A 21,223-nucleotide genomic window follows, 5' to 3' on the forward strand; every position below is an offset into this window, starting at 1 on the left:
GAACTATCGTCGTGACGTTATGCTAAAGAGGTAGTGAATCATTAAACCAAACCAATATTTATGCTGAAAATGTGAATTGATATTCACTATAAAGACATTTATATTATTATGCAATAGATATGAATAAATATTTGGATTTTATATGTCGAACCCAGATTTTCTTACGCGCTACCAGCAACTTATTGCCGCTCCCTCGATCAGCTCGCTCGATCCGGCCCTAAGTCAAAGTAACCGCGGTGTTATTGAGTTGCTGGCAACCTGGTGCGAATCCTTGGGTTTTCACAGTGAGGTCATCGAGCTGCAAAGCGCCCCCGGCAAATACAATTTACTGGCCAAACGCGGCAGCGGTGCAGGTGGCCTGATGCTCGCCGGGCACACGGATACCGTGCCCTTTGATGAGGGACGCTGGCAGCGGGATCCCTTTAAGCTTATAGCCGAAGACAACAAGCTCTACGGCTTAGGCAGTATTGATATGAAAGGATTTTTTGCTTTTGTTCTCAATGCCATTACCGAGCTTGATAGCAGTAAACAGCAGCGTCCATTATTACTGCTGGCCACCGCCGATGAAGAAACCACCATGGCCGGAGCTCAGGAAGTGGCTCGCTATCCAGATCTCAAACCCGAGCGCTGTATTATTGGCGAGCCCACCGACATGGTGCCCGTGTTTACCCACAAGGGGCATATGACTTCGGCGATTCGCATCATTGGCAAAAGCGGTCATAGCTCGGATCCTGAACGCGGTATAAATGCCATTGAAGTAATGCATCTGGTAATTCAAAAGCTGCTGAAATTAAAAGAGGAACTAAAGAATAAATATTCAGTTTCCGATTTTGCTATTCCCTACCCGACAATGAACCTGGGTCATATCCATGGCGGCGACAATGCCAATCGTATTTGCGGCTGTTGTGAGCTGCAACTCGATATGCGCCCGCTGCCCGGCCTGAGCATCGCCGAGCTGCAAGCCATGTTGCTTGATGCCACCAAGGACATCAACGCACGTTATCCGGGCTCGGTGGAAGTGTGGGATATGCACGATCCCATTCCGGCCTTTGCCGGTACCAAGGACAGCGCCCTGGTCAAATTGGCGGAAAAGCTCTCTCAGCAACCGGCGGTCGCCGTTAACTACTGCACCGAGGCGCCCTTTATCCAACAACTGGGTTGTGAAACCATAGTGATGGGGCCTGGCTCCATTGAACAGGCGCACCAGCCCAATGAGTATCTGGCCATGGAACGCATTGCCCCTTCACAACAGATCATTAAAGAGCTTATCTATCAAAGCTGCTGGTAAGCCAAACCCTAAAACACAGGCATAAAAAAAGCCCCTCAATGAGGGGCTTTGCTATCTAATCAACAAGATTCAAAGATTAGTTTAAGCCTAGCTTCTTAAGCTCGCTTTCAACCATTTTTGCAGAAAGTGGTACATAGCCGTCTTTCTCAACAATCTTTTGACCGGTTTGTGAAAGTACCATTTTGATAAACTCGGCTTCGATTGGCGCAAGCGGTTTATTTGGGTGCTTGTTCACGTAAACGTATAGGAAACGTGATAGTGGGTACTTACCAGTAGCAACATTTTCTAACGTTGCATCTACGAACTTATCGCCTTTCTTCGCTAGAGGTACGGTACGAACACCCGATGTTTTATAACCGATGCCCGAGTAACCAATCGCGTTCACTGATGACGAGATTGACTGTACTACAGACGCAGAACCAGGTTGCTCGTTTACGTTGTTACGGAAGTCACCTTTACAAAGTGCTTTCTTCTTGAAGTAACCGTAAGTACCTGATACCGAGTTACGGCCGTAAAGCTGGATGTCTTTAGCAGCCCAGTCACCTTCTAGACCTACTTCACCCCAACGATTCACTTCTTCTGATGCACCACATTTACGAGTAGATGAGAAAATAGCATCTACCTGGTCGATACGAAGACCTTCGATTGGGTTGTCTTTGTGTACGAATACGGCAAGCGCATCAATCGCTACACGGATTTCAGTAGGCTTGTAACCGTGACGCTTTTCGAATGCTTCGATTTCTTTCGACTTCATCTTACGGCTCATAGGGCCAAAGTTAGCCGTACCTTCGGTCAATGCCGGTGGCGCTGTAGATGAACCAGCCGCTTGGATCTGGATATTTACGTTAGGGTAAATACGCTTATATTCTTCGGCCCAGAAAGTCATCATGTTGGCTAAGGTATCAGAACCTACTGATGAAAAGTTTCCAGAGATGCCGCTTGTTTTTTCATACTCTGCGATAGCTTTATCTGTGGCCATCGCCTGACCTGCAGTTAGGGCACTAACAGCAACGCCCATTGCAGCAACTAAGTTTTTAAATTTCATTGGGTTCTCCAATTTGTGTGTCCCATGTTTCAACTGCGACCATTGTGCAGCGACAAAATGACAGTTAGATTACTCGAAAATGACACTTTTATGACTTTGCCGAAAGTGGAGCATTTTGATTATTTGTTACTATCCAGCTCGGCGCAAAAGCAAACCAAAAACACGACCCCTTACCCACGGTGCTTTCTATATGCAGCTGTGAATCATGGCGTGATAACACGTGTTTGGTAATGGCCAGACCCAGTCCCGAACCACCTGTCTTACGGCTGCGGGCCTTATCAACACGATAAAAGCGCTCGGTTAAACGATTAAGGTGCTCGGGGGCAATGCCCTCACCGTTATCGCTGACGCTAAAGTGGGCGTAGCCATCCTTGCGCTGCCAGCGCACGGTGATCTGCCCACCTTCTGGGGTGTAATGCACGGCATTGAAGACCAGGTTTGAAAAGGCACTGCGCAATTCATCGGCGGCACCGAGAATATCGAGCTCCGCGTCCACCTCAAAGACCAGAGTATGGCCCTTATCCTGATTCAGCGACTGCGCCTCGGTATGAATTAATTCCAACATCTGCGGCACATGCACCGGCTTATCATTGTCATGTTTACGCGCCCCTTCGATGCGGGACAAAGACAACAGCTGATTGACCAACGAGTCCATACGTTGACACTGCTCGATCATGGTGCCATGCGCCTTATTCCACATCGCTGGCGGCGGCATATTGTCACCATCCATCATTTCCAGGTAACCGGTTACCACGGTCAGCGGCGTGCGCAGCTCGTGGGAGACGTTGGCCACAAAGTCCTTACGCATCTGCTCAAGCTGTTTTAACCGGGTGATATCGCGCACCACCATCATGATCTGTGATTGCGCATAAGGCATCACCCTAAACTCCAGCACCTGTTCGCCATTGTGGGCTATGTCCAGCTCCAGGGCTTCTTCATAGGCCCCCTCGGCCATATAACGGCTGAATTTAGGATGGCGGATCAGGTTATCGATACGCTGACCATGATCGGTGGGCCATTGCAGTCCTAATAATCTCAGTGCCAATTGGTTACACCAGACGATGCTGAAGTCCCGCTGCAGCACGATCACCGCATCGGGCACTGCCTCGGCGCCTTCGCGAAAACGACGAATTAAATCCGCTAACTCATTACGCTTTTTGCGGTTGCGCTGTTGCAGGTGGTAGATCCCTTCAAAGACTTGCTCCCAGGCCCCTTCCCCTTCGGGAGGGTTAAAGCTGCGCTGGTTTATTAACCAATCGCTAAGACGATAAAGTTGGCGATAATGCCATAACAAGAGGGTAAAGGCGCCGAGGAAAAGAAGCAAAAAAGGCGCGCCTACAAGCACGCCTATCAGCACCAATGGTAAGAAATACATAAACAAACGCTTGGTTAAGGTTCGCTTATTAACTACTCGATACATACAATATCTCTGCTCTATGCCTGGCTAGGCATAAACCTACTCATCCATGAAAGTAATTGATGGCAGGCTAAACCTTACTGGAAAAACGATAACCGGCGCCACGCACAGTTTGTACTAAACGATCATGGCCCATGGGTGAGATCGCTTTACGTAAACGACGAATATGCACATCCACCGTTCTGTCTTCAACATACACATTTGTGCCCCACACATGATCAAGCAATTGCTCGCGACTGTAAACGCGCTCAGGGTGGGTCATAAAGAAATGCAATAAACGGAACTCGGTCGGACCCATATCCAATTCACTGCCCTGCGAGGTAACGCGGTGTGAAATAGGATCTAGGCGTAAGCCATGCACCTCGATGGCCTCTTCCAATGACGTAGGTGCCACACGGCGAATAACGGCTTTAATGCGCGCCATAAGCTCTTTCGGCGAGAAAGGCTTAGTCACATAATCATCGGCACCGACCTCCAGGCCTCGCACCTTATCTTCTTCCTCACCACGCGCGGTCAGCATGATGATGGGGATCTGGCGAGTGTGTTCGCTTTGCTTAAACTTTTTGGCAATTTGAATACCACTGCCACCTGGAAGCATCCAATCAAGTAGCACCATATCAGGGTAAGGCTCAACCATGGCCGCTATCGCAGAGTCGTAATCTTCAGCTTCGATAGCCTGAAAACCATTCTGTTCTAATACAAACACCAGCATTTCGCGGATTGGTGCCTCATCATCAACAACAAGAACTTTACGTGACATTCCATTTATCTCTAATCAGTTTCATTGGACTGATGTCATTATTATGACTTTTTGTGACAGTTTTATGAAAGACTACACCCTTAATGGTGATCTCGCAAAAATCCTTTTGATCCGCAGGGATCAGCGTTTTACTAAGCAAGCTTGGCAGGATCAGATTTGTACTAAGCAGGCTATTAGGGATCAATATTTTACTAATTGATCCCACCAGGGATCAGTTTTATACCAAGTATGACTAAGCCCTCTTCAACTAACCAACTGATAATTGCTCACTTCTTAATCAGCGCATCAAGCCTGAGCGCGGCAATCGATAAAATATTGATCCGAAAACGCCCCCGTGTTGATAAAAATCTGATCCCAAGGATCCTTCCTTGATAAAACCTTGATCCAAAAAAGCCCCGTGAAACACGAGGCTTTTTATTGGACTAAGTCGCTAAAATTACTTAATTTTAGGGCTTAGCTCACCGCTTAGGTAACGTAGGTGCATGTCATCAAGCGAGATAGGCTTGATCTTGCTCGCCTGACCCGCTGTACCGAATGCTTCATAACGCGCCACACAGATCTCTGTCATGGCTTTCGTTGCTTCGGCAAGGAACTTACGTGGATCAAAGTTCGCTGGGTTCTGAGCCAAGTGACGACGAACCGCACCTGTTGAAGCCAAACGCAGATCCGTGTCGATGTTTACCTTACGAACACCGTGCTTGATACCTTCAACGATCTGCTCCACTGGCACACCGTAAGTTTCAGGGATCTCACCGCCGAACTCGTTGATCACCGCTAGCCATTCTTGTGGAACCGACGACGAACCGTGCATTACTAGGTGCGTATCAGGAATACGGCTGTGGATTTCTTTGATGCGGTCAATCGCAAGAATATCGCCCGTTGGTGGACGAGTGAACTTGTAGGCACCGTGTGAGGTACCACAGGCGATCGCCAGCGCATCAACACCGGTTTTAGCAACGAAGTCTGCCGCTTCTTCCGGATCGGTCAGCAGTTGGTCGTGAGATAGTTTACCTACCGCGCCAATACCGTCTTCTTCACCCGCTTCACCGGTTTCCAGTGAACCTAGAACACCTAGCTCACCCTCAACAGATACGCCACAGGCGTGGGCCATTTCTACGGTGCGACGAGTTACGTCTACGTTGTATTCATAAGATGAAGGCGTTTTACCATCGTCAAGCAATGAGCCATCCATCATGACCGATGAGAAACCAAGCTGGATAGAACGCTGACATACCGCCGGTGAAGTACCGTGGTCTTGGTGCATTACTACCGGGATGTGTGGCCACTCTTCGATTGCCGCCAAAATCATATGGCGAATAAAAGGGGCACCCGCGTATGCACGCGCGCCGGCTGAACCTTGCACAATAACCGGGCTGTTTGTTTTATCGGCCGCTTCCATGATGGCACGCATTTGCTCTTGGTTATTTACATTGAAGGCAGGTACGCCGTAACCAAATTCCGCCGCATGGTCGAGAAGTTGACGCATACTGATCAAAGCCATTTCGCTTATCTCCAATTTTTGATAGCACCAGACTATCGGGTTTTTTGAACGGGATGATGCTTGGCTTTACCAAAGGTTTTACCAAGCGGAGCCCTAAGCTCCAAACACAAGGCCGGCGAAAGTGAGAGGCCGGCCTTAGAGTATCTTATTGTTTTGCTCGCTCTTCTAGCATAGCAACCGCAGGTAGTTTTTTCCCTTCCAGGAACTCCAAGAAGGCACCACCACCGGTAGAGATGTATGAGATCTTATCAGCCACATGATATTTATCAATGGCTGCTAGAGTGTCACCCCCCCCGGCAATCGAGAAGGCATCCGACTCGGCGATCGCTTTGGCAATGCTTTGAGTGCCGTTACCGAACTGGTCAAACTCAAATACGCCAACCGGGCCATTCCATACAATGGTACCGGCTTTGGCAATGATATCGCCAAGCTCTTTCGCCGTGTCTGGGCCGATATCGAAGATCATGTCTTCATCGGTCACTTCCTGCACGTCTTTAAGCTGAGCAACGGCCGATTCCGAGAACTCGTTACCAACCACTACATCAACAGGCACCGGAATATCGCCGCCGTTAGCACGGGCTTTCTCGGTTAGCTTTTGCGCTTCGCCAATCAGGTCTTGCTCATATAAAGATTTACCTACCGGGTGACCGGCTGCAGCAATAAAGGTGTTAGCGATACCGCCACCGGTAACCAATTGGTCCACTACATTTGATAGTGAATCAAGGACGGTTAGTTTGGTTGAAACCTTAGAACCACCAACAATGGCCACCAATGGACGTCGTGGGTTATCAAGGGCCTTACCTAGCGCGTCTAATTCCGCAGCAAGCAATGGGCCTGCACAGGCTACAGGCGCATGCATACCCACACCGTGGGTTGAAGCCTGAGCGCGGTGTGCGGTGCCGAATGCGTCCATTACGTACACGTCACATAAAGCGGCTAATTGCTTCGCCAGCGCTTCATCGTTGGCTTTTTCGCCTGGATTAAAACGCACGTTCTCGAATACCACCACTTCGTTGTCAGCAACGTCGACGCCATTTAGGTAATCTTTGGCTAAACGAACATCTTGCGACAGTTTGTCGTTAAGGTAATCAACAACCGGAGCCAGAGAGAATGCTTCATCGTATTGGCCTTCTGTAGGACGGCCCAGGTGCGACATAATCATCACCTTAGCGCCCTTGTCTAACGCCAATTGAATGGTCGGCAAGGCGGCACGTAGACGCGCATCAGAACTTACCTTACCATCTTTAATAGGCACGTTTAGATCTTCACGGATCAATACGCGTTTGCCTGCTAAATCCAAATCCGCCATCTTAATGACCGACATTCTCATCTCCTTAGTTATACGTTTTATACAAAGTTAGATGCTTATTTTTGCATCCACGCAGCCGAGGTATCGAGCATTCGATGAGCGAACCCCCACTCGTTGTCACACCATACTAGTAGTTTTATCAAACGTTTATGACTAACCCGTGTCTGTGTACCGTCGATGATGCAAGAATGTGCATCATGGTTAAAATCGACCGACACCAGAGGTTCTTCGGTATAGTCTAAAATGCCTGCTAAGCGCCCGTGCACCGCCTTGGCAATGGCTTGATTAACATCACTGAGCGAAACATCGCTATTGACTGTCACGCTCAAATCCATGGCGGTCACATTAATGGTCGGCACGCGCACCGCAATGGCCTCAAAGCGGCCATGAAATTTAGGTAAAATGCGTTCGATGCCACGCGCTAATTTTGTATCCACCGGAATTATAGACTGACTTGCGGCACGTGTACGGCGCAAATCGTCATGATAGGCATCGATTACCTGCTGATCATGCATCGAGGCATGAATCGTGGTGATAGCACCGGACTCGATACCGAAGGCATCGTCCAGCACCTGGATCACCGGGACGATACAGTTGGTGGTACATGAGCCATTGGACACTATGGTCTGCTGGGCATTTAATTCATGATCGTTAATGCCATACACTATGGTGGCGTCGACATCGGCATCGGCAGGTTGTGAAAACAACACCTTCTTGGCACCGGCATGCAAGTGTTTTTGCGCATCAAGACGAGAGTGATAGACCCCGGTGCACTCAAGCACAATATCCACCTCGTGCTGCTGCCAGGGCAAGGCAGAGGCATCTTCTTCACAATAAAGGGCAATCTTGTCGCCATCGACGATCAAGGCCTGCTCGGCGAGCTCCACGGGAAAGGCAAAACGCCCATGGGCCGTGTCGTATTTTAGTAAATGAGCAATGCCTTCTGGCTTAGCTAACTCATTGATCGCAACAATTTCAAATTCGCTGCGGCGTCCGCTCTCATATAAAGCTCGTAAAATATTGCGACCGATGCGGCCAAAGCCATTAATTGCCAGCTTAATTGCCATAACTACAGACTACCGCCTTGAAAAGTTGCCCAAATGCAGGTCTTAAAAGAATGGCCGCTATTGTAATAGACCTAGGCCTTGAGTGTAAGGGGGGAGTATAAATAAAAACCGCTGTGACTTAGGTTGTAAACCTGTGTGGTAGACAACCTAAGCTTATCCTCGGCCCTAAGACAAACCGCCAAACAGGGTAAGTAAGGCGATTAATGCTAAGAAGAAGAGCACATTACGTTTTACCAAACGCATCATACACTGGGCTTCTATAGTGCAGCCATAGTGCTCAATCTCAATTTGTTCGGCGGCCAAGGCGGTTTCGGTGATCACCTGGCGGTTTGACACCGAGAAATCGAGCACGTGGCGCAACCAACATTGGGTACCCTTGGAAAAGTTACCTATCACCAGATAACCTAAGCTGGCCACCCGAGCTACCGGCCACTCAAGCCAGTAGAGGATTTTACCCAGGGCGTGATGCCAGGGCGACAGCTCATGCTCTGTTTGTTCACTGAAATCGTGAAAGCTGCGCACCAGGGCATAAAACAAGGCCCCCGCCGCCCCGAGAAAAACAAACCAGAAAATAACCGTACAGTAAAAACGAAAGTTCACCCAGGCCAGGGTTTGCGCAAAGGTTTCACCATTTTCTTCATCTTCGGTGCGTTTTTGTCCCATTTGCAAGGCGTACAGAGTGGCCGCTTCGCCATCATCCCGAGTCAGGGCATTTAAATACCCCTTGTAATAGCCGCGCAGAGTGGCGCAACCGAAACAGGTGAGCACCACTGTGGTATTCACCAGCAACTGCCACAGGACAAAGTCACTGAGATTAGCCAGGGCAAAAACCAAGGCACTGGGGATCAATAACCACAGGATCATTCCAGCTTCTTTACCAAGGCCGCTAAAACGTTTGAGTAGCGAAACGCTTTGCCCTTGATACCAATGGGCATAGGTGGCAATTTGCCAGTTCTTTGAGCGCGCTCCGAGGCGTTCGGCGATAAGCGCAAATATGATAGCGATCAGAGTCATAGCGGCAATAACTTAACTTATATTTCCTTTAGTCTATCGCAATTACCGCTAAATGTAAGGTCAAAAAAGTATGTCCAATCAAACGCTTCGCCCGGATCTGTCTTACGTCCAGGGGCTATATCACTGTGCCCGACAATGCGCTCGCGGGTGATCTGCGGGTAGCGTTGTATGATGGCCTGGGTCAGTTGCGCCAGGCTCTGATATTGGGCTGGGGTGTAATCACTGTGGTCTGTGCCTTCAAGCTCAATACCTATGCTGAAGTCATTACAGCGCTCACGCCCGGCAAATTGTGAGACGCCCGCATGCCAAGCCCGCTCGCTAAAGGGGACGTATTGGCGCACCCGCCCCTGGCGGTCAATTAAACAATGGGCCGACACCCTTACCCCTTGCAAGGAACTAAAACTGGGATGGGCATCACAATCGAGGCAACCGGCAAACAAGGCATCAATATGGGGCGTGCCGTACTGTCCTTCGGGTAAGGAGATACAGTGGATCACCAGCAGTGACACTTCCCCTTGTGGTCGCGCATCAAAATGCGAGCAGGAATACTGCCGTGCGTGGGCGTATACCCCTTGTTCATTAATTGCCATAATCCTTCCCCTACAGCTTTACCGCCATGGTAAAAGTCTAGGGTTGATGGCGCAAGGGCAAAGCAGGTGAAAAGTCACAGATGCCGTGAGGATCAACCGTTACCAGCTCATTATTACGGTGTAATACCGCCAATTGCGGGGGCGGGCAATCGGTCCGTACAAAATCCAGCTGGAAGCCCAATTTGGTCAGGCTGTATACCTTATTAACCTGCTCACCTGTGAGCCTGGCGAAGTGTTGATTGAAGGTTCTTTTACCGTGACGGCGCTCCGTGCCCACTAGCTTTGTTGTTGCCATAATGTCCATCCTTTAGACGTTAGCTTGACCTTTAAGCATAGAGCAAAAAAAAGCACGGGCAAAATCCGTGCTTTTTTCTGTGACTGAAAGAACCTGGTCGGGCACTTACTCGGCGCGCTGTTCGCGCCCTAGCAAAGCCATGGCGGCTTCTTTCACGTCTTTGTTTTCATACAGCACCTGATAGATTTGCTCGGTGATCGGCATCTCGATACCACAGCGCTTGGCCAGCATATAGACTTCTTTGGTATTTCTATAGCCTTCAACCACCTGGCCGATTTGCTGCTGCGCCGCTTCCACATCCAGGCCCTGCCCTAAGGCTAAACCAAAGCGTCGGTTACGCGACTGGTTATCGGTGCAGGTCAGGATCAAATCTCCCAACCCGGCCATCCCCATAAAGGTTTCCGACTTGGCTCCAAGGGCACAGCCCAGGCGACACAATTCGGCTAAACCTCGGGTGATCAGCGCGGTACGGGCATTGGCGCCAAAACCAAAGCCATCAGAGATACCTGCACCTATGGCGATGACATTCTTGACCGCACCACCAAGCTGGATACCAATAAAGTCATTATTGCGATACACCCTGAATGAGCGACCACAATGAAGCAGACTAGATAAACGCTCGCAGAAGCTATCGCTGGTCGCCGACACCGAAATCGCCGTGGGTAATCCCGCGGCCATTTCTTTAGCAAAGGTAGGCCCAGACAACACCGCCAGTTCCACCTTATCGCCCAGTTTTTGCGTGGCCACATCTTGCAATAAGCGCCCGGTTTCTGGCTCAAGGCCCTTGGTTGCCCAGGCAACCTTGGCGTCGCTGCGCAACATAGGGGCAATGGTTTCCAACAGCCCGGCAAAGGCATGGCTGGGAACCACCACCAAAACGATGTCGCTGCTTTGCACCGCTTTTTCTAGCGAGCTTTCAAGGGCCAAGGTTTCAGGGAAAGGGATATCGCCGAGATACTGTTCATTTTTGCGTTCGCGAGCGAGCTTTTCGACTTGCTCGGCGTCACGGCCCCATAAGGTCACCGGATGGCCGTTACGGGCGAAACAAATAGCAAGGGCGGTGCCATAAGACCCCGCCCCTAGAACAGTAACAGCTGAAGGTGCTGTTATGCTCATAACTTATGCGTCAGCTTGTTGTGCTTGCTCTGCAGCACGTTGCTGCATGTATTGGGCAAATAGCGCGTCAAAGTTAACTGGAGCCAGGTTCAACTGTGGGAAAGTACCACGGTTAACCAGGTTCGACACGGCCTCACGAGCATAAGGGAAAAGTACGTTCGGGCAGAAAGCGCCAAGCATATGTGCCGTTTGTAACTCTTCTAGTTCACCGATAGTGAAGATACCAGCCTGTTGGATTTCACATAGGAAAGCCGTTTCTTCGCCGATAGTCGCGGTTACTGTGAGTGCCAACACCACTTCATAGATGCCGTTCTCTAGCTTGTTTGAACGCGTATCAATGTCTAGCTTAACTTCTGGTTTCCACTCTTTTTGGAAAATAGCCGGTGAGTTAGGCGTCTCGAAAGATACATCTTTAGTGTAGATACGTTGAATTGAGAATTGCGCTTGTTGTTCTTGTGCTGCGCCTTGATTTTGCTCTTCCATTGTCGTTCCTATCAATCTGTTGATGGTACTGAGCCGCCTTCGCTGCGGCTCGATACCTAATAAGTTGTTATACGTTTAATAACGCGTTTAATTCGCCACGAGCTTCGAGTGCCATCATATCGTCGCAGCCGCCTATGTGCTGGTCGCCGATAAAGATTTGCGGCACTGTGTAGCCGCCATTTGCGCGGGCGATCATCTCGTCACGTAGCTCGGGCTGAAGGCCAATATCATACTCGGTATAAGTGACACCTTTTTTATCTAGCAATGCCTTGGCACGCTGACAAAAGGGACAATAATCTTTGCTGTATAAAACTACATCGCTCATAACTTGCTCTTAATATTTCTTAGCGGCCCGATACCTGAGGTAATCCGGCACTTTGCCATGACTGCATGCCACCTGAAAGGATAAATACACTCTCAAACCCAGCTTTTCCTAGGTTGTTGGCAATGCCTGAGGCCGTCATACCCGTAGCGCATACCAATATAATGGGTTGGCTTTTATGCTTTTCAAGCTCTGCAAAGTCACTTTGTTTCGCTTTTTCCGCGCTAAGGTGGATGGCATTGGCAATACGCCCCGCCGTAAAGTCTTTCTGGGCGCGAATATCAACCACGACCGCGTCCTCGCGATTCACCAACAAGGTGAGCTGCTGCGGATTGATCTGCTTAATGGCCGAAAACTTACTTTTAAACCATCCCGAAATAAGCATAAACACGATAACCAACCAGATAATGCTTAAAATCGGATGATTACCGATAAATTCTATGTATTGTTCCATACGTTTTACTTTGTTAGTTCAAACCTTGAGGGCGGCACAAGTATACACATTTGCCTTGCACTTACCAATTAGTGAAATATTTTCTACTGCGATATTGCGCAAAAAACGGTAGGATATTAACAGCACGTGCACATTACCCAGGAGATACAATGACACAGCCCAAAAAGCCGCTCGTTTTGATGATTCTAGACGGATGGGGTTATCGTGAAGAAAGCGAAAGTAACGCCATTTTGGCCGCTAACACCCCGGTTTTAGACAAACTTTGGCAACAATGCCCACATACGTTAATTTCCGGTTCCGGCATGGACGTAGGCCTTCCCGATGGGCAAATGGGCAACTCCGAAGTGGGTCATGTGAATCTCGGTGCCGGTCGCGTTGTGTACCAGGACTTTACCCGTATCACTAAAGCCATTGACGATGGCACCTTTGCCACTAACCCAGCGCTGGTTAACGCCATTGATGCCGCCGTAAATGCGGGCAAGGCGGTACACCTAATGGGGCTGATGAGCCCAGGTGGCGTACACAGCCATGAAGACCATATTATCGCCGCCATCGAGCTTGCAGCTGAGCGTGGCGCACAAGAAATTTATGTTCATGCCTTCTTAGATGGCCGCGATACGCCACCACGCAGCGCCGAAGCCACCTTGAAGAATATCGACGCCGCCTTTGCGCGCGTAGGTAAAGGCCGCATAGCCAGCCTTATCGGCCGCTACTATGCCATGGACAGAGACAACCGTTGGGAGCGTATTGAAAGCGCCTACGACTTGATGGTCTTGGGTGAAGCCGAATATCAGGCTGCCGATGCCGTAAGCGGATTGCACGCCGCCTATGAGCGCGGTGAAAACGACGAATTCGTTAAGGCAACCGTGATTGGCGATACTGCCGCCACCATTAATGATGGCGATGCGGTGTTGTTTATGAACTTCCGCGCCGACCGCGCCCGTCAAATGACGCGCACCTTTGTCGATGCCGACTTTAACGGTTTCAGCAAAAAGAAAACCCCACAGCTGGCCGCCTTTGTCATGCTCACCGAATACGCTGCGGATATCGACGCGCCGGTGGCCTTCCCACCCGAGCCGCTTAACAATGTGCTAGGCGAATGGCTGGCCAAGCATGATAAGACTCAGCTGCGTATTTCAGAAACCGAAAAATACGCGCACGTCACCTTCTTCTTCAGCGGTGGCCGCGAGCAGGAATTTGCAGGTGAGAGTCGTGAGCTGATCCCATCGCCGGATGTGGCTACCTATGATTTGCAGCCGGAAATGAACTCTGAGCTACTGACCGATAAGCTGGTCGAAGCGATTCACAGCGGCAAGTACGATGTGATCATCTGTAACTACCCCAACGGCGATATGGTTGGTCACTCGGGTGTTTTCGAAGCGGCAGTGAAAGCCTGTGAAGCCGTTGACCATTGTATTGGCCGTGTCGTGGAAGCCTTGGAACAAACCGGTGGCGAAGCCTTGATCACCGCCGACCATGGTAATGCCGAGCAAATGCAAAATGCACAAACCGGCCAGGCGCACACCGCCCACACCAGCGAACCGGTGCCCTTTATCTATATCGGTCGCGATGCCGAGCCGGTAGCGGGTAAAACCTTGAGCGATGTGGCCCCGACCATGTTGCACCTACTAGGCATGGAGCAGCCTGCAGAAATGACAGGCTCGCCGATCATGCTGTTGCGTTAATCGTTACGCGTATGTTTAGGTTTATCCACCTAGGCTCACACACAGGAGTGTCGCTGCTAGGCGCGGCACTCTTGTCTTTGTGCGCCCTACCCGCCAGCGGTAATGAAAACCGCACCAAGCAAGACTTAACCGAAGTTCAGCAAGAGCTGAAGAAAAACCAGCAAAACTTTAAAACACAAAAACAGTCCCTGGGCTCTTTACAACAACAACTAAAAAAATCAGAGCAAGCCATAGCCAATAATGCCAAAGAGCTCAGAGAGCTCGATGGCCAGATCAGCGCCAATCGCAGGCAATACACCGAATTACAAACGCAGGCTGAGCAATTAGAGCAGCGCCGCAAAACCTTAGACATCGCCTTGGCGGCGCAGCTAAAAAGCGCCTACATGGTCGGTGGTCACGATTACTCCAAGTTACTACTCAATCAGCAAAACACCGCTAAATTAGAGCGCACCATCAGTTATTATGACTACCTCAACAAGGCGCGCTTAAAACAACTGGATGAACTGCGCCAAACCCTCGAAGAAATCGAACAGAACCAATTGGCGCTGGCGCAAAACCGCGAGCAACTCGAACAACTGCGCAGCCAAGAAGAACAGCAAAGGCAGCAATTGTTGGCTGCGAAATCCGAGCGCCAAGCTCAGGTACAGGCACTGCAAAGCGAATTAAACCAGCTGCAAAGCTCTATCGCCTATCTAAAGGACAACGAACAAACCCTGATCACCACCATAGAAGAACTTGAAGACTCCAGGGCTCGCCAGGTTGCCATGCTCGGCCTTGGCAGCAGTAAAGGCAAACTAAGCTGGCCCACACGGGGGCCGTTAAAGCATCGCTTTGGCACCCGAAAACGCCCCGGCTTTAATTGGAAAGGGGTAGTGATCGATGCCAAAGAAGGCAGTAACATCAACAGCATCGAAGACGGTCAGGTGGTGTTTGCCGACTGGCTGAAGGGCTTTGGTTGGGTCATGGTCGTTGACCATGGAAAGGGCTACATGAGCCTCTACGGCCATGCTCAAGCCCTGCTCAAGGAAGTGGGCGATCAGGTCTATCAAGGTGAGACCATTGCCCTGGTTGGTCAGAGCGGCGGTCAGATTGATCCTGGTCTATACTTCGAGATACGTCACAAAGGACGTGCCGTTAACCCAACTACCTGGTGCAGGTCCTCCTAAATGAATAGCGGCTGCGCCACAAGGGGCAGCCTATGTTTGCACATATCGCACTCATTTTTAGGCACTTTTCAATCTGGTGCATAGCCATTGCGCTAAGCATTTTCAGTGCCTCAGCAGCGGCGCAGGAGAGCCCGCTCGAAGAAGTTTTATTCCATATTAACCACTTTTATGTCGAGGAAGTGGACCGTGCCAAACTGGATCATCATGTGCTAAGCAGCCTGCTTAGTGAGCTTGATCCCTACAGCGAATACCTCGACGAGAGGGAATTAAAACGCCTGTTTGACGTCACCAATGGCGAATATAAGGGCCTGGGTATCGAGGTCGAAAAACGTCAGGACCATGTGGTGATCGTTTCGGCGCTGCCCAATTCTCCGGCCCAGGCCGCTGGTTTGCTTGGTGGTGATATTTTATTGGCAATCAACGACGTCGCTGTGCTCGATAAGTCACTAGAAGACGTTTCAAAACTGATCAACAGCCGTGAAAATGGTGAGGTCACTTTGGCCATTGCCCGCGCCGGACATTCACAACGGCTCGATTTTCACCTCACCCGTCAGCCCATCCATATCGAAAGCGTGAACAGCGAGCTGCAAGCGAACCGCACCGGGTACTTGCGCATTAACAGCTTTAATAACCACAGTTATCATGACGTCGCCCGCCATATCACCAAGATGCAGCAGCAAAGTGGCACGGCATTGAAGGGCCTGCTGATCGATTTACGGGATAACCCAGGCGGCACCTTCGATAGCGCTATCAATATCGCCGACCTGTTTCTTTCCACCGGCACCATAGTCTCAACCCGAGGCCGCTTTATTGAGGCCAATCAACGCTTTGTTGCCCAGCCTGGAGATATTTTAGAAGGCGCTCCCATCGTCGTGCTGATTAACCAAGGTTCGGCCTCCGCGGCGGAAATAGTGGCTGGTGCATTAAAAGATAATCACAGAGCCAAGGTGGTGGGAACCCGCTCTTATGGCAAGGGTTCGGTGCAATCGCTGATCCCATTAGGCGATGGCCGCAGTGCCTTAAAACTGACTACCGCCAAATACTATACCCCGGCGGGTATTTCAATTGAGGGGACTGGGATCACCCCGGATGTCGCAATTTTGCAACCAGACCTTTCCCAATCAAATAAAGAGGTTATAATCAATTTAGCGGCTGGGAAAAGTGCCAATAGCAATCTTACCGCTTTATTGGACACACAGTTGATAAAAGCCCAGCAACTGCTAGAAGAATACTAAACAATAATAATAGTGAGCCAATGCACAATGCATTGGCTCGAATAAAACCAATCGCATTAATGAAATTGGTTAATAACATCAACAGAAGAATAAATATTACTGTGCACACACTTAAATGGATTGCTGTGGTTGTGCTGCTGGTTTGCCCATTGGTAAGTCAAACGGTACAAGCAAAACAGGTGGCCATCGTTATCGACGATATTGGTTATCAACGTAATGATATAGCCGCCTTAAACTTACCCGGCCAGCTCACTTTTGCCATCTTGCCGTTCACTCCCTATGCGACACGCTTTGCCACCCTGGCCAATGAGCAAAATAGAGAAATATTACTCCACGCGCCCATGCAATCCCTCAATGATCTTACCCTTGGCCCCGGCGCCCTGACCATGAATATGCCCAAGGAAGACTTTCAAAGCCGTTTACGCGAGGCGTTAAGTAGCCTGCCAAATATTAAAGGGGTGAACAATCATATGGGCTCGCTCTTAACGCAGCAAAACATGCCGATGAACTGGACCATGGAAGTGCTGAAGGAGCAGGACCTGTATTTTCTCGACAGCAAAACCACCCCGCACTCCAAAGCACAAAGTATTGCCACCCTTTATGGCGTCGAGAACATAGCGCGACATGTATTTTTAGATAATATCACCAGTGAAAAACAGCTACGTTTTCGCTTTGATCAGCTCAAGCGCATCGCCAAACGACATGATTATGCGGTGGCCATTGCCCACCCTTACCCGGAAACCTTTGCCTTTTTGCAAAGTGCCCTAAATGAGCTTAAAGCGGAAGGCATTGAGTTAGTGCCACTGTCACAGCTAGTACAGCAACGCACCCTGCGCCTGGCTCAAGCAAAAACGGCGAAGACCAGCGAATAACAATAGCTCGTTTTTCTGAGGACATAAAAAAACCGCGCCATGCGCGGTTTTTCTTATGTCTTTAAACAAGCGATTAGAATTGGCTGTTAGCCGCAGCTACCACATTGTCCACGGTGAAACCGAACAGCTTGAACAGCTCACCCGCAGGCGCCGACTCACCAAAGGTAGTCATGCCGATCACCTTGCCATTTAGGCCTACATACTTGTACCAGAAGTCGGCGATGCCGGCCTCAACGGCAACGCGACGAGTCACCGCCGCCGGTAGTACAGATTCTTTGTACGCTGCGTCTTGCTCATCGAACAGATCCGTCGAAGGCATAGATACCACACGCACCTGCTTGCCTTGTGCACGCAATTCGGTGGCTGCGTCCATAGCCAGCTGTACTTCTGAACCGGTAGCGATCAGAATCACCTCTGGGTTACCGTCACAGCTTAGTACATAGCCACCCTTCTTAACGTTTGCCAACTGCTCTGCGTTACGCTCTTGCTGGGCTAGACCTTGACGAGTAAATACCAGTGAGGTTGGACCGTCTTTGCGCTCGATCGCTTGTTGCCAGGCGATAGCCGACTCAACCTGATCGCAAGGACGCCAGTTAACTAGGTTAGGGGTATAACGCAGGCTCGCCATTTGCTCTACCGGCTGGTGCGTAGGACCGTCTTCACCCAGACCGATTGAATCATGGGTATACACGAAGATGCTTGGTGTTTTCATCAGCGCCGCCATACGTACGGCGTTACGAGCGTATTCCATAAACATCAAGAAGGTCGCACCGTAAGGAATAAAACCTTTGTGCAGTGCGATACCATTCATGATCGCCGACATACCGAACTCACGCACACCGTAGAAGATGTAGTTGCCGTTGGCATCATCACTGGTCAAGCCTTTAGAGCCGCTCCATAGCGTTAGGTTTGAGCCGGCCAAGTCCGCCGAACCACCCATAAACTCAGGTAGCATAGGACCGAAGGCATTCAGGGCATTTTGTGATGCTTTACGCGTTGCCGGGTTATCCGGGTTTGCTTGCAGCTGCTCGATGTAGGCTTGTGACTTTTCAGCCCAATCCGCAGGTAGCTCACTGTTTTGACGACGCTCAAATTCCGCTGCTAGTTCAGGGAACTCAGCCTTATAGGCAGCAAACTTATCTTTCCAGCTTTGCTCTTTTTGCTGACCCGCTTCTTTTGCGTCCCACTGGCTGTAAACGTCCTGAGGGATCACGAAAGCGTCATGGCTCCAACCTAGGAATTCACGTGCCGCTTTAATTTCTTCATCACCTAACGGTGCACCGTGGCAGTCATGGCTGCCCGATTTATTCGGTGAGCCGTAACCAATCACTGTTTTACAACAAATAAGGGTAGGCTTGTCTGAGTTAGCACGACCTTCTTCGATGGCCGCGCGAATCGCTTCGCTGTCGTGACCATCAACGCCACGCACCACGTGCCAGCCATAAGACTCAAAACGTGCAGGAGTATCATCGCTAAACCAGCCTTCTACCTCACCGTCGATGGAGATGCCGTTGTCATCCCAAAATGCGATCAGCTTGCCAAGGCCCAGAGTACCCGCCAATGAACAGGCTTCGTGCGAGATACCTTCCATCAAACAGCCATCACCCATAAAGGTATAGGTGTAGTGATCAACAATGTCGTGACCTTCGCGGTTAAATTGCGCAGCCAGGGCTTTCTCGGCGATAGCCATACCCACTGCATTGGTGATCCCTTGACCTAATGGACCCGTAGTGGTCTCAACACCCGGCGCATACCCATACTCTGGGTGACCCGGTGTTTTTGAATGTAGTTGACGGAAGTTTTTAATTTCTTCCATAGGTAGGTCATAGCCGCTTAGGTGTAGCAGCGAATAAATCAGCATTGAACCATGGCCATTGGACAGGATAAATCGGTCGCGATCAGCCCACTGAGGATTAGTAGGGTTGTGCTTTAAATAGTCGCGCCAAAGGACTTCGGCGATATCGGCCATGCCCATAGGGGCACCCGGGTGACCTGATTTAGCTTGTTGAACGGCGTCCATAGACAAGACGCGGATGGCGTTAGCGAGTTCTTTGCGAGATGGCATGAATTCTCCTACCTTTAAGTGTATTTGCGCTGGAAGATTCGCCTTTGCTCATGCTAGCGAAGGCAAAATAGGTGCCCATTTTTACTTATTCATACGCCCCCTGCAAATAAAACTTATGGCCAAAGCGGGTGACTTTAGAATTACTCATCAACTAGAGTAAAAACTTTAGCTTATTTAAGGGCAAGCAATAGGCTTGGAGAATGGAAATAAGTAATTTGGACGTCTAGGCGTAAAATTGCTATGCAAGGTGCGATCATTTAGCTAGAATACGCGCCTTATTTTTATGCTGCGCTGCGCCCAGAGGTTGGTGACGAGTTTGGGAAGCGCGAGACTTGTGAGAAAAGACCAATGGCAAAACATTTATTTACTTCTGAGTCAGTATCCGAGGGACATCCGGATAAAATCGCTGACCAAATTTCAGATGCGGTATTAGATGCTATTTTGGAGCAAGACCCGCACGCCCGTGTCGCTTGTGAAACCTATGTAAAGACCGGCATGGTTATGGTTGGCGGTGAGATCACCACCAGCGCTTGGGTTGATATCGAAGAGCTTACTCGTAAAACAGTACGTGAAATTGGTTACACCCATTCAGATATGGGCTTTGATGCGGATTCATGCGCCATCCTAAACACCATTGGTAAGCAGTCTCCAGACATCAACCAAGGTGTTGACCGTGCACGCCCAGAAGATCAAGGCGCCGGTGACCAGGGTCTAATGTTCGGTTACGCCTGTAACGAAACAGACGTATTGATGCCTGCTCCTATTACTTATTCACACCGCCTAGTACAGCGTCAAGCGCACGTTCGTAAAAACGGCGAGCTACCTTGGCTTCGCCCTGATGCAAAGTCTCAGGTAACCTTTGCCTATGAAAATGGTAAAGCGGTTGGTATCGACGCAGTTGTTCTTTCAACTCAGCACTGTGACACCATTTCACAAGACGCCCTGGTAGAAGCTGTGATGGAAACCATCATCAAGCCAACACTTCCGGCCGAGCTTATCACCAAAGCCACTAAGTTCTTTATCAACCCTACCGGTCGTTTTGTTATCGGTGGCCCTATGGGTGACTGTGGTCTGACTGGTCGTAAAATCATCGTAGATACTTACGGTGGTATGGCCCGTCATGGTGGTGGTGCCTTCTCTGGTAAGGATCCATCAAAGGTTGACCGTTCAGCAGCTTACGCAGCCCGTTACGTCGCGAAAAACATCGTTGCCGCCGGCCTCGCAGATCGTTGTGAAATTCAAGTGTCTTACGCTATCGGTGTGGCCGAGCCTACCTCTATCAGCGTAGAGACCTTCGGCACAGGTAAATTAGACGAAGAGCACCTAATTGCACTTATCCGCAAGCACTTCGACCTACGTCCTTACGGCCTGATCCAGATGCTTGACCTTGAGCGTCCTATTTATCAGCCTACCGCTGCTTACGGTCACTTCGGTCGCGACGAATTCCCATGGGAAGCGACGGACAAAGTAGAAGCATTAAAAGCAGACGCGGGCTTCTAAGGCAACCGCAAACCGCATAGAAAAAAGCGCTCACTGAGC

At 49.9% G+C, this 21,223-nt stretch carries 20 protein-coding genes; 6 read left to right on the forward strand and 14 right to left on the reverse strand.

Translation table 11 applies throughout. The features are described from left to right. Positions 1 to 142 precede the first annotated feature (142 nt). Positions 143 to 1,288 carry an acetylornithine deacetylase gene (gene argE / locus KD147_RS11540; protein WP_212547963.1) on the forward strand — a complete coding sequence of 382 codons (1,146 nt, stop codon included), beginning with the start codon at positions 143 to 145 and terminating at the stop codon, positions 1,286 to 1,288. Positions 1,289 to 1,364: 76 nt separating this feature from the next. On the opposite strand, the gene KD147_RS11545 is transcribed toward argE, so the two are convergent. The 13 genes from KD147_RS11545 to KD147_RS11605 all read right to left on the reverse strand — a co-directional run bounded on the left by KD147_RS11545 (position 1,365) and on the right by KD147_RS11605 (position 12,661). Beyond that, the gene (locus KD147_RS11545) at positions 1,365 to 2,333 is read right to left on the reverse strand and encodes a PstS family phosphate ABC transporter substrate-binding protein (RefSeq protein ID WP_105253916.1); all 969 of its coding nucleotides are present in this window, start codon (positions 2,331 to 2,333) and stop codon (positions 1,365 to 1,367) included. Between the two features lie 88 nt (positions 2,334 to 2,421). Continuing rightward, positions 2,422 to 3,753, reverse strand: a complete 1,332-nt coding sequence (gene phoR, locus KD147_RS11550; protein ID WP_212547964.1) for a phosphate regulon sensor histidine kinase PhoR — start codon at positions 3,751 to 3,753, stop codon at positions 2,422 to 2,424. A 67-nt stretch (positions 3,754 to 3,820) separates the two neighbouring features. Continuing rightward, a complete protein-coding gene (phoB, locus tag KD147_RS11555; protein WP_105188390.1) occupies positions 3,821 to 4,510 on the reverse strand; it encodes a phosphate regulon transcriptional regulator PhoB in 690 nt (229 codons plus the stop codon). 436 nt (positions 4,511 to 4,946) lie between these two features. Beyond that, positions 4,947 to 6,011 (reverse strand): class II fructose-bisphosphate aldolase, encoded by a 1,065-nt coding sequence (gene fba / locus KD147_RS11560; RefSeq protein WP_105213364.1) that lies wholly within the window; start codon positions 6,009 to 6,011, stop codon positions 4,947 to 4,949. 145 nt (positions 6,012 to 6,156) lie between these two features. Further along, on the reverse strand, positions 6,157 to 7,335 hold the full coding sequence (locus tag KD147_RS11565) for a phosphoglycerate kinase (RefSeq protein WP_105253918.1): 1,179 nt from the start codon (positions 7,333 to 7,335) through the stop codon (positions 6,157 to 6,159). Positions 7,336 to 7,376: 41 nt separating this feature from the next. Beyond that, positions 7,377 to 8,387 (reverse strand): erythrose-4-phosphate dehydrogenase, encoded by a 1,011-nt coding sequence (gene epd / locus KD147_RS11570; protein WP_105253919.1) that lies wholly within the window; start codon positions 8,385 to 8,387, stop codon positions 7,377 to 7,379. A gap of 165 nt (positions 8,388 to 8,552) precedes the next feature. Next, on the reverse strand, positions 8,553 to 9,401 hold the full coding sequence (ampE, locus tag KD147_RS11575) for a beta-lactamase regulator AmpE (RefSeq protein WP_105253920.1): 849 nt from the start codon (positions 9,399 to 9,401) through the stop codon (positions 8,553 to 8,555). Between the two features lie 17 nt (positions 9,402 to 9,418). Continuing rightward, positions 9,419 to 9,991, reverse strand: coding sequence for a 1,6-anhydro-N-acetylmuramyl-L-alanine amidase AmpD (ampD, locus tag KD147_RS11580; RefSeq protein WP_212547965.1), 573 nt, complete (start codon positions 9,989 to 9,991; stop codon positions 9,419 to 9,421). Between the two features lie 37 nt (positions 9,992 to 10,028). Beyond that, positions 10,029 to 10,286, reverse strand: a complete 258-nt coding sequence (locus KD147_RS11585) for a hypothetical protein (protein ID WP_105253922.1) — start codon at positions 10,284 to 10,286, stop codon at positions 10,029 to 10,031. Between the two features lie 105 nt (positions 10,287 to 10,391). Continuing rightward, positions 10,392 to 11,402, reverse strand: a complete 1,011-nt coding sequence (gpsA, locus tag KD147_RS11590; RefSeq protein ID WP_212547966.1) for an NAD(P)H-dependent glycerol-3-phosphate dehydrogenase — start codon at positions 11,400 to 11,402, stop codon at positions 10,392 to 10,394. A gap of 3 nt (positions 11,403 to 11,405) precedes the next feature. Beyond that, positions 11,406 to 11,885, reverse strand: a complete 480-nt coding sequence (gene secB / locus KD147_RS11595) for a protein-export chaperone SecB (RefSeq protein ID WP_105253924.1) — start codon at positions 11,883 to 11,885, stop codon at positions 11,406 to 11,408. Between the two features lie 67 nt (positions 11,886 to 11,952). Beyond that, positions 11,953 to 12,210, reverse strand: a complete 258-nt coding sequence (grxC, locus tag KD147_RS11600) for a glutaredoxin 3 (protein ID WP_105253925.1) — start codon at positions 12,208 to 12,210, stop codon at positions 11,953 to 11,955. 19 nt (positions 12,211 to 12,229) lie between these two features. Continuing rightward, positions 12,230 to 12,661, reverse strand: coding sequence for a rhodanese-like domain-containing protein (locus KD147_RS11605; protein ID WP_105188400.1), 432 nt, complete (start codon positions 12,659 to 12,661; stop codon positions 12,230 to 12,232). Between the two features lie 149 nt (positions 12,662 to 12,810). On the opposite strand from KD147_RS11605, the gene gpmM reads away from it, so the two are divergent. From gpmM to KD147_RS11625, 4 genes are read left to right on the forward strand one after another with little or no spacing between them, the layout of a single operon-like run. Then, on the forward strand, positions 12,811 to 14,346 hold the full coding sequence (gpmM, locus tag KD147_RS11610) for a 2,3-bisphosphoglycerate-independent phosphoglycerate mutase (RefSeq protein ID WP_105253926.1): 1,536 nt from the start codon (positions 12,811 to 12,813) through the stop codon (positions 14,344 to 14,346). A gap of 11 nt (positions 14,347 to 14,357) precedes the next feature. Beyond that, complete coding sequence (locus KD147_RS11615) at positions 14,358 to 15,512, forward strand: murein hydrolase activator EnvC family protein (protein WP_212547967.1); 1,155 nt, start codon at positions 14,358 to 14,360, stop codon at positions 15,510 to 15,512. A gap of 32 nt (positions 15,513 to 15,544) precedes the next feature. After that, on the forward strand, positions 15,545 to 16,747 hold the full coding sequence (locus KD147_RS11620; protein ID WP_212547968.1) for a S41 family peptidase: 1,203 nt from the start codon (positions 15,545 to 15,547) through the stop codon (positions 16,745 to 16,747). A 59-nt stretch (positions 16,748 to 16,806) separates the two neighbouring features. Further along, positions 16,807 to 17,619, forward strand: coding sequence for a divergent polysaccharide deacetylase family protein (locus KD147_RS11625; protein ID WP_212547969.1), 813 nt, complete (start codon positions 16,807 to 16,809; stop codon positions 17,617 to 17,619). A gap of 73 nt (positions 17,620 to 17,692) precedes the next feature. Here KD147_RS11625 and tkt read toward each other — a convergent pair whose 3' ends face one another. Next, positions 17,693 to 19,684, reverse strand: coding sequence for a transketolase (gene tkt / locus KD147_RS11630; RefSeq protein WP_105253931.1), 1,992 nt, complete (start codon positions 19,682 to 19,684; stop codon positions 17,693 to 17,695). Positions 19,685 to 20,032: 348 nt separating this feature from the next. Here tkt and metK point away from each other — a divergent pair, with 348 nt between their 5' ends. Then, positions 20,033 to 21,184, forward strand: coding sequence for a methionine adenosyltransferase (gene metK / locus KD147_RS11635; protein WP_105253932.1), 1,152 nt, complete (start codon positions 20,033 to 20,035; stop codon positions 21,182 to 21,184). The last annotated feature ends 39 nt before the right edge of the window (positions 21,185 to 21,223 follow it).

Source organism: Pseudoalteromonas sp. BDTF-M6 (assembly GCF_018334135.1).
Lineage (GTDB): Bacteria > Pseudomonadota > Gammaproteobacteria > Enterobacterales > Alteromonadaceae > Pseudoalteromonas.

Coding starts and splice junctions, on each gene's coding strand:
- KD147_RS11585 (WP_105253922.1), bottom strand. CDS start 10,286: ATGGCAACAACAAAGCTAGTGGGCACGGAGCGCCGTCACGGTAAAAGA.
- gpsA (WP_212547966.1), bottom strand. CDS start 11,402: ATGAGCATAACAGCACCTTCAGCTGTTACTGTTCTAGGGGCGGGGTCT.
- KD147_RS11545 (WP_105253916.1), bottom strand. CDS start 2,333: ATGAAATTTAAAAACTTAGTTGCTGCAATGGGCGTTGCTGTTAGTGCC.
- KD147_RS11605 (WP_105188400.1), bottom strand. CDS start 12,661: ATGGAACAATACATAGAATTTATCGGTAATCATCCGATTTTAAGCATT.
- gpmM (WP_105253926.1), top strand. CDS start 12,811: ATGACACAGCCCAAAAAGCCGCTCGTTTTGATGATTCTAGACGGATGG.
- ampD (WP_212547965.1), bottom strand. CDS start 9,991: ATGGCAATTAATGAACAAGGGGTATACGCCCACGCACGGCAGTATTCC.
- ampE (WP_105253920.1), bottom strand. CDS start 9,401: ATGACTCTGATCGCTATCATATTTGCGCTTATCGCCGAACGCCTCGGA.
- fba (WP_105213364.1), bottom strand. CDS start 6,011: ATGGCTTTGATCAGTATGCGTCAACTTCTCGACCATGCGGCGGAATTT.
- tkt (WP_105253931.1), bottom strand. CDS start 19,684: ATGCCATCTCGCAAAGAACTCGCTAACGCCATCCGCGTCTTGTCTATG.
- KD147_RS11615 (WP_212547967.1), top strand. CDS start 14,358: ATGTTTAGGTTTATCCACCTAGGCTCACACACAGGAGTGTCGCTGCTA.
- metK (WP_105253932.1), top strand. CDS start 20,033: ATGGCAAAACATTTATTTACTTCTGAGTCAGTATCCGAGGGACATCCG.
- KD147_RS11625 (WP_212547969.1), top strand. CDS start 16,807: ATGAAATTGGTTAATAACATCAACAGAAGAATAAATATTACTGTGCAC.
- KD147_RS11620 (WP_212547968.1), top strand. CDS start 15,545: ATGTTTGCACATATCGCACTCATTTTTAGGCACTTTTCAATCTGGTGC.
- phoR (WP_212547964.1), bottom strand. CDS start 3,753: ATGTATCGAGTAGTTAATAAGCGAACCTTAACCAAGCGTTTGTTTATG.
- phoB (WP_105188390.1), bottom strand. CDS start 4,510: ATGTCACGTAAAGTTCTTGTTGTTGATGATGAGGCACCAATCCGCGAA.
- KD147_RS11565 (WP_105253918.1), bottom strand. CDS start 7,335: ATGTCGGTCATTAAGATGGCGGATTTGGATTTAGCAGGCAAACGCGTA.
- grxC (WP_105253925.1), bottom strand. CDS start 12,210: ATGAGCGATGTAGTTTTATACAGCAAAGATTATTGTCCCTTTTGTCAG.
- epd (WP_105253919.1), bottom strand. CDS start 8,387: ATGGCAATTAAGCTGGCAATTAATGGCTTTGGCCGCATCGGTCGCAAT.
- secB (WP_105253924.1), bottom strand. CDS start 11,885: ATGGAAGAGCAAAATCAAGGCGCAGCACAAGAACAACAAGCGCAATTC.
- argE (WP_212547963.1), top strand. CDS start 143: ATGTCGAACCCAGATTTTCTTACGCGCTACCAGCAACTTATTGCCGCT.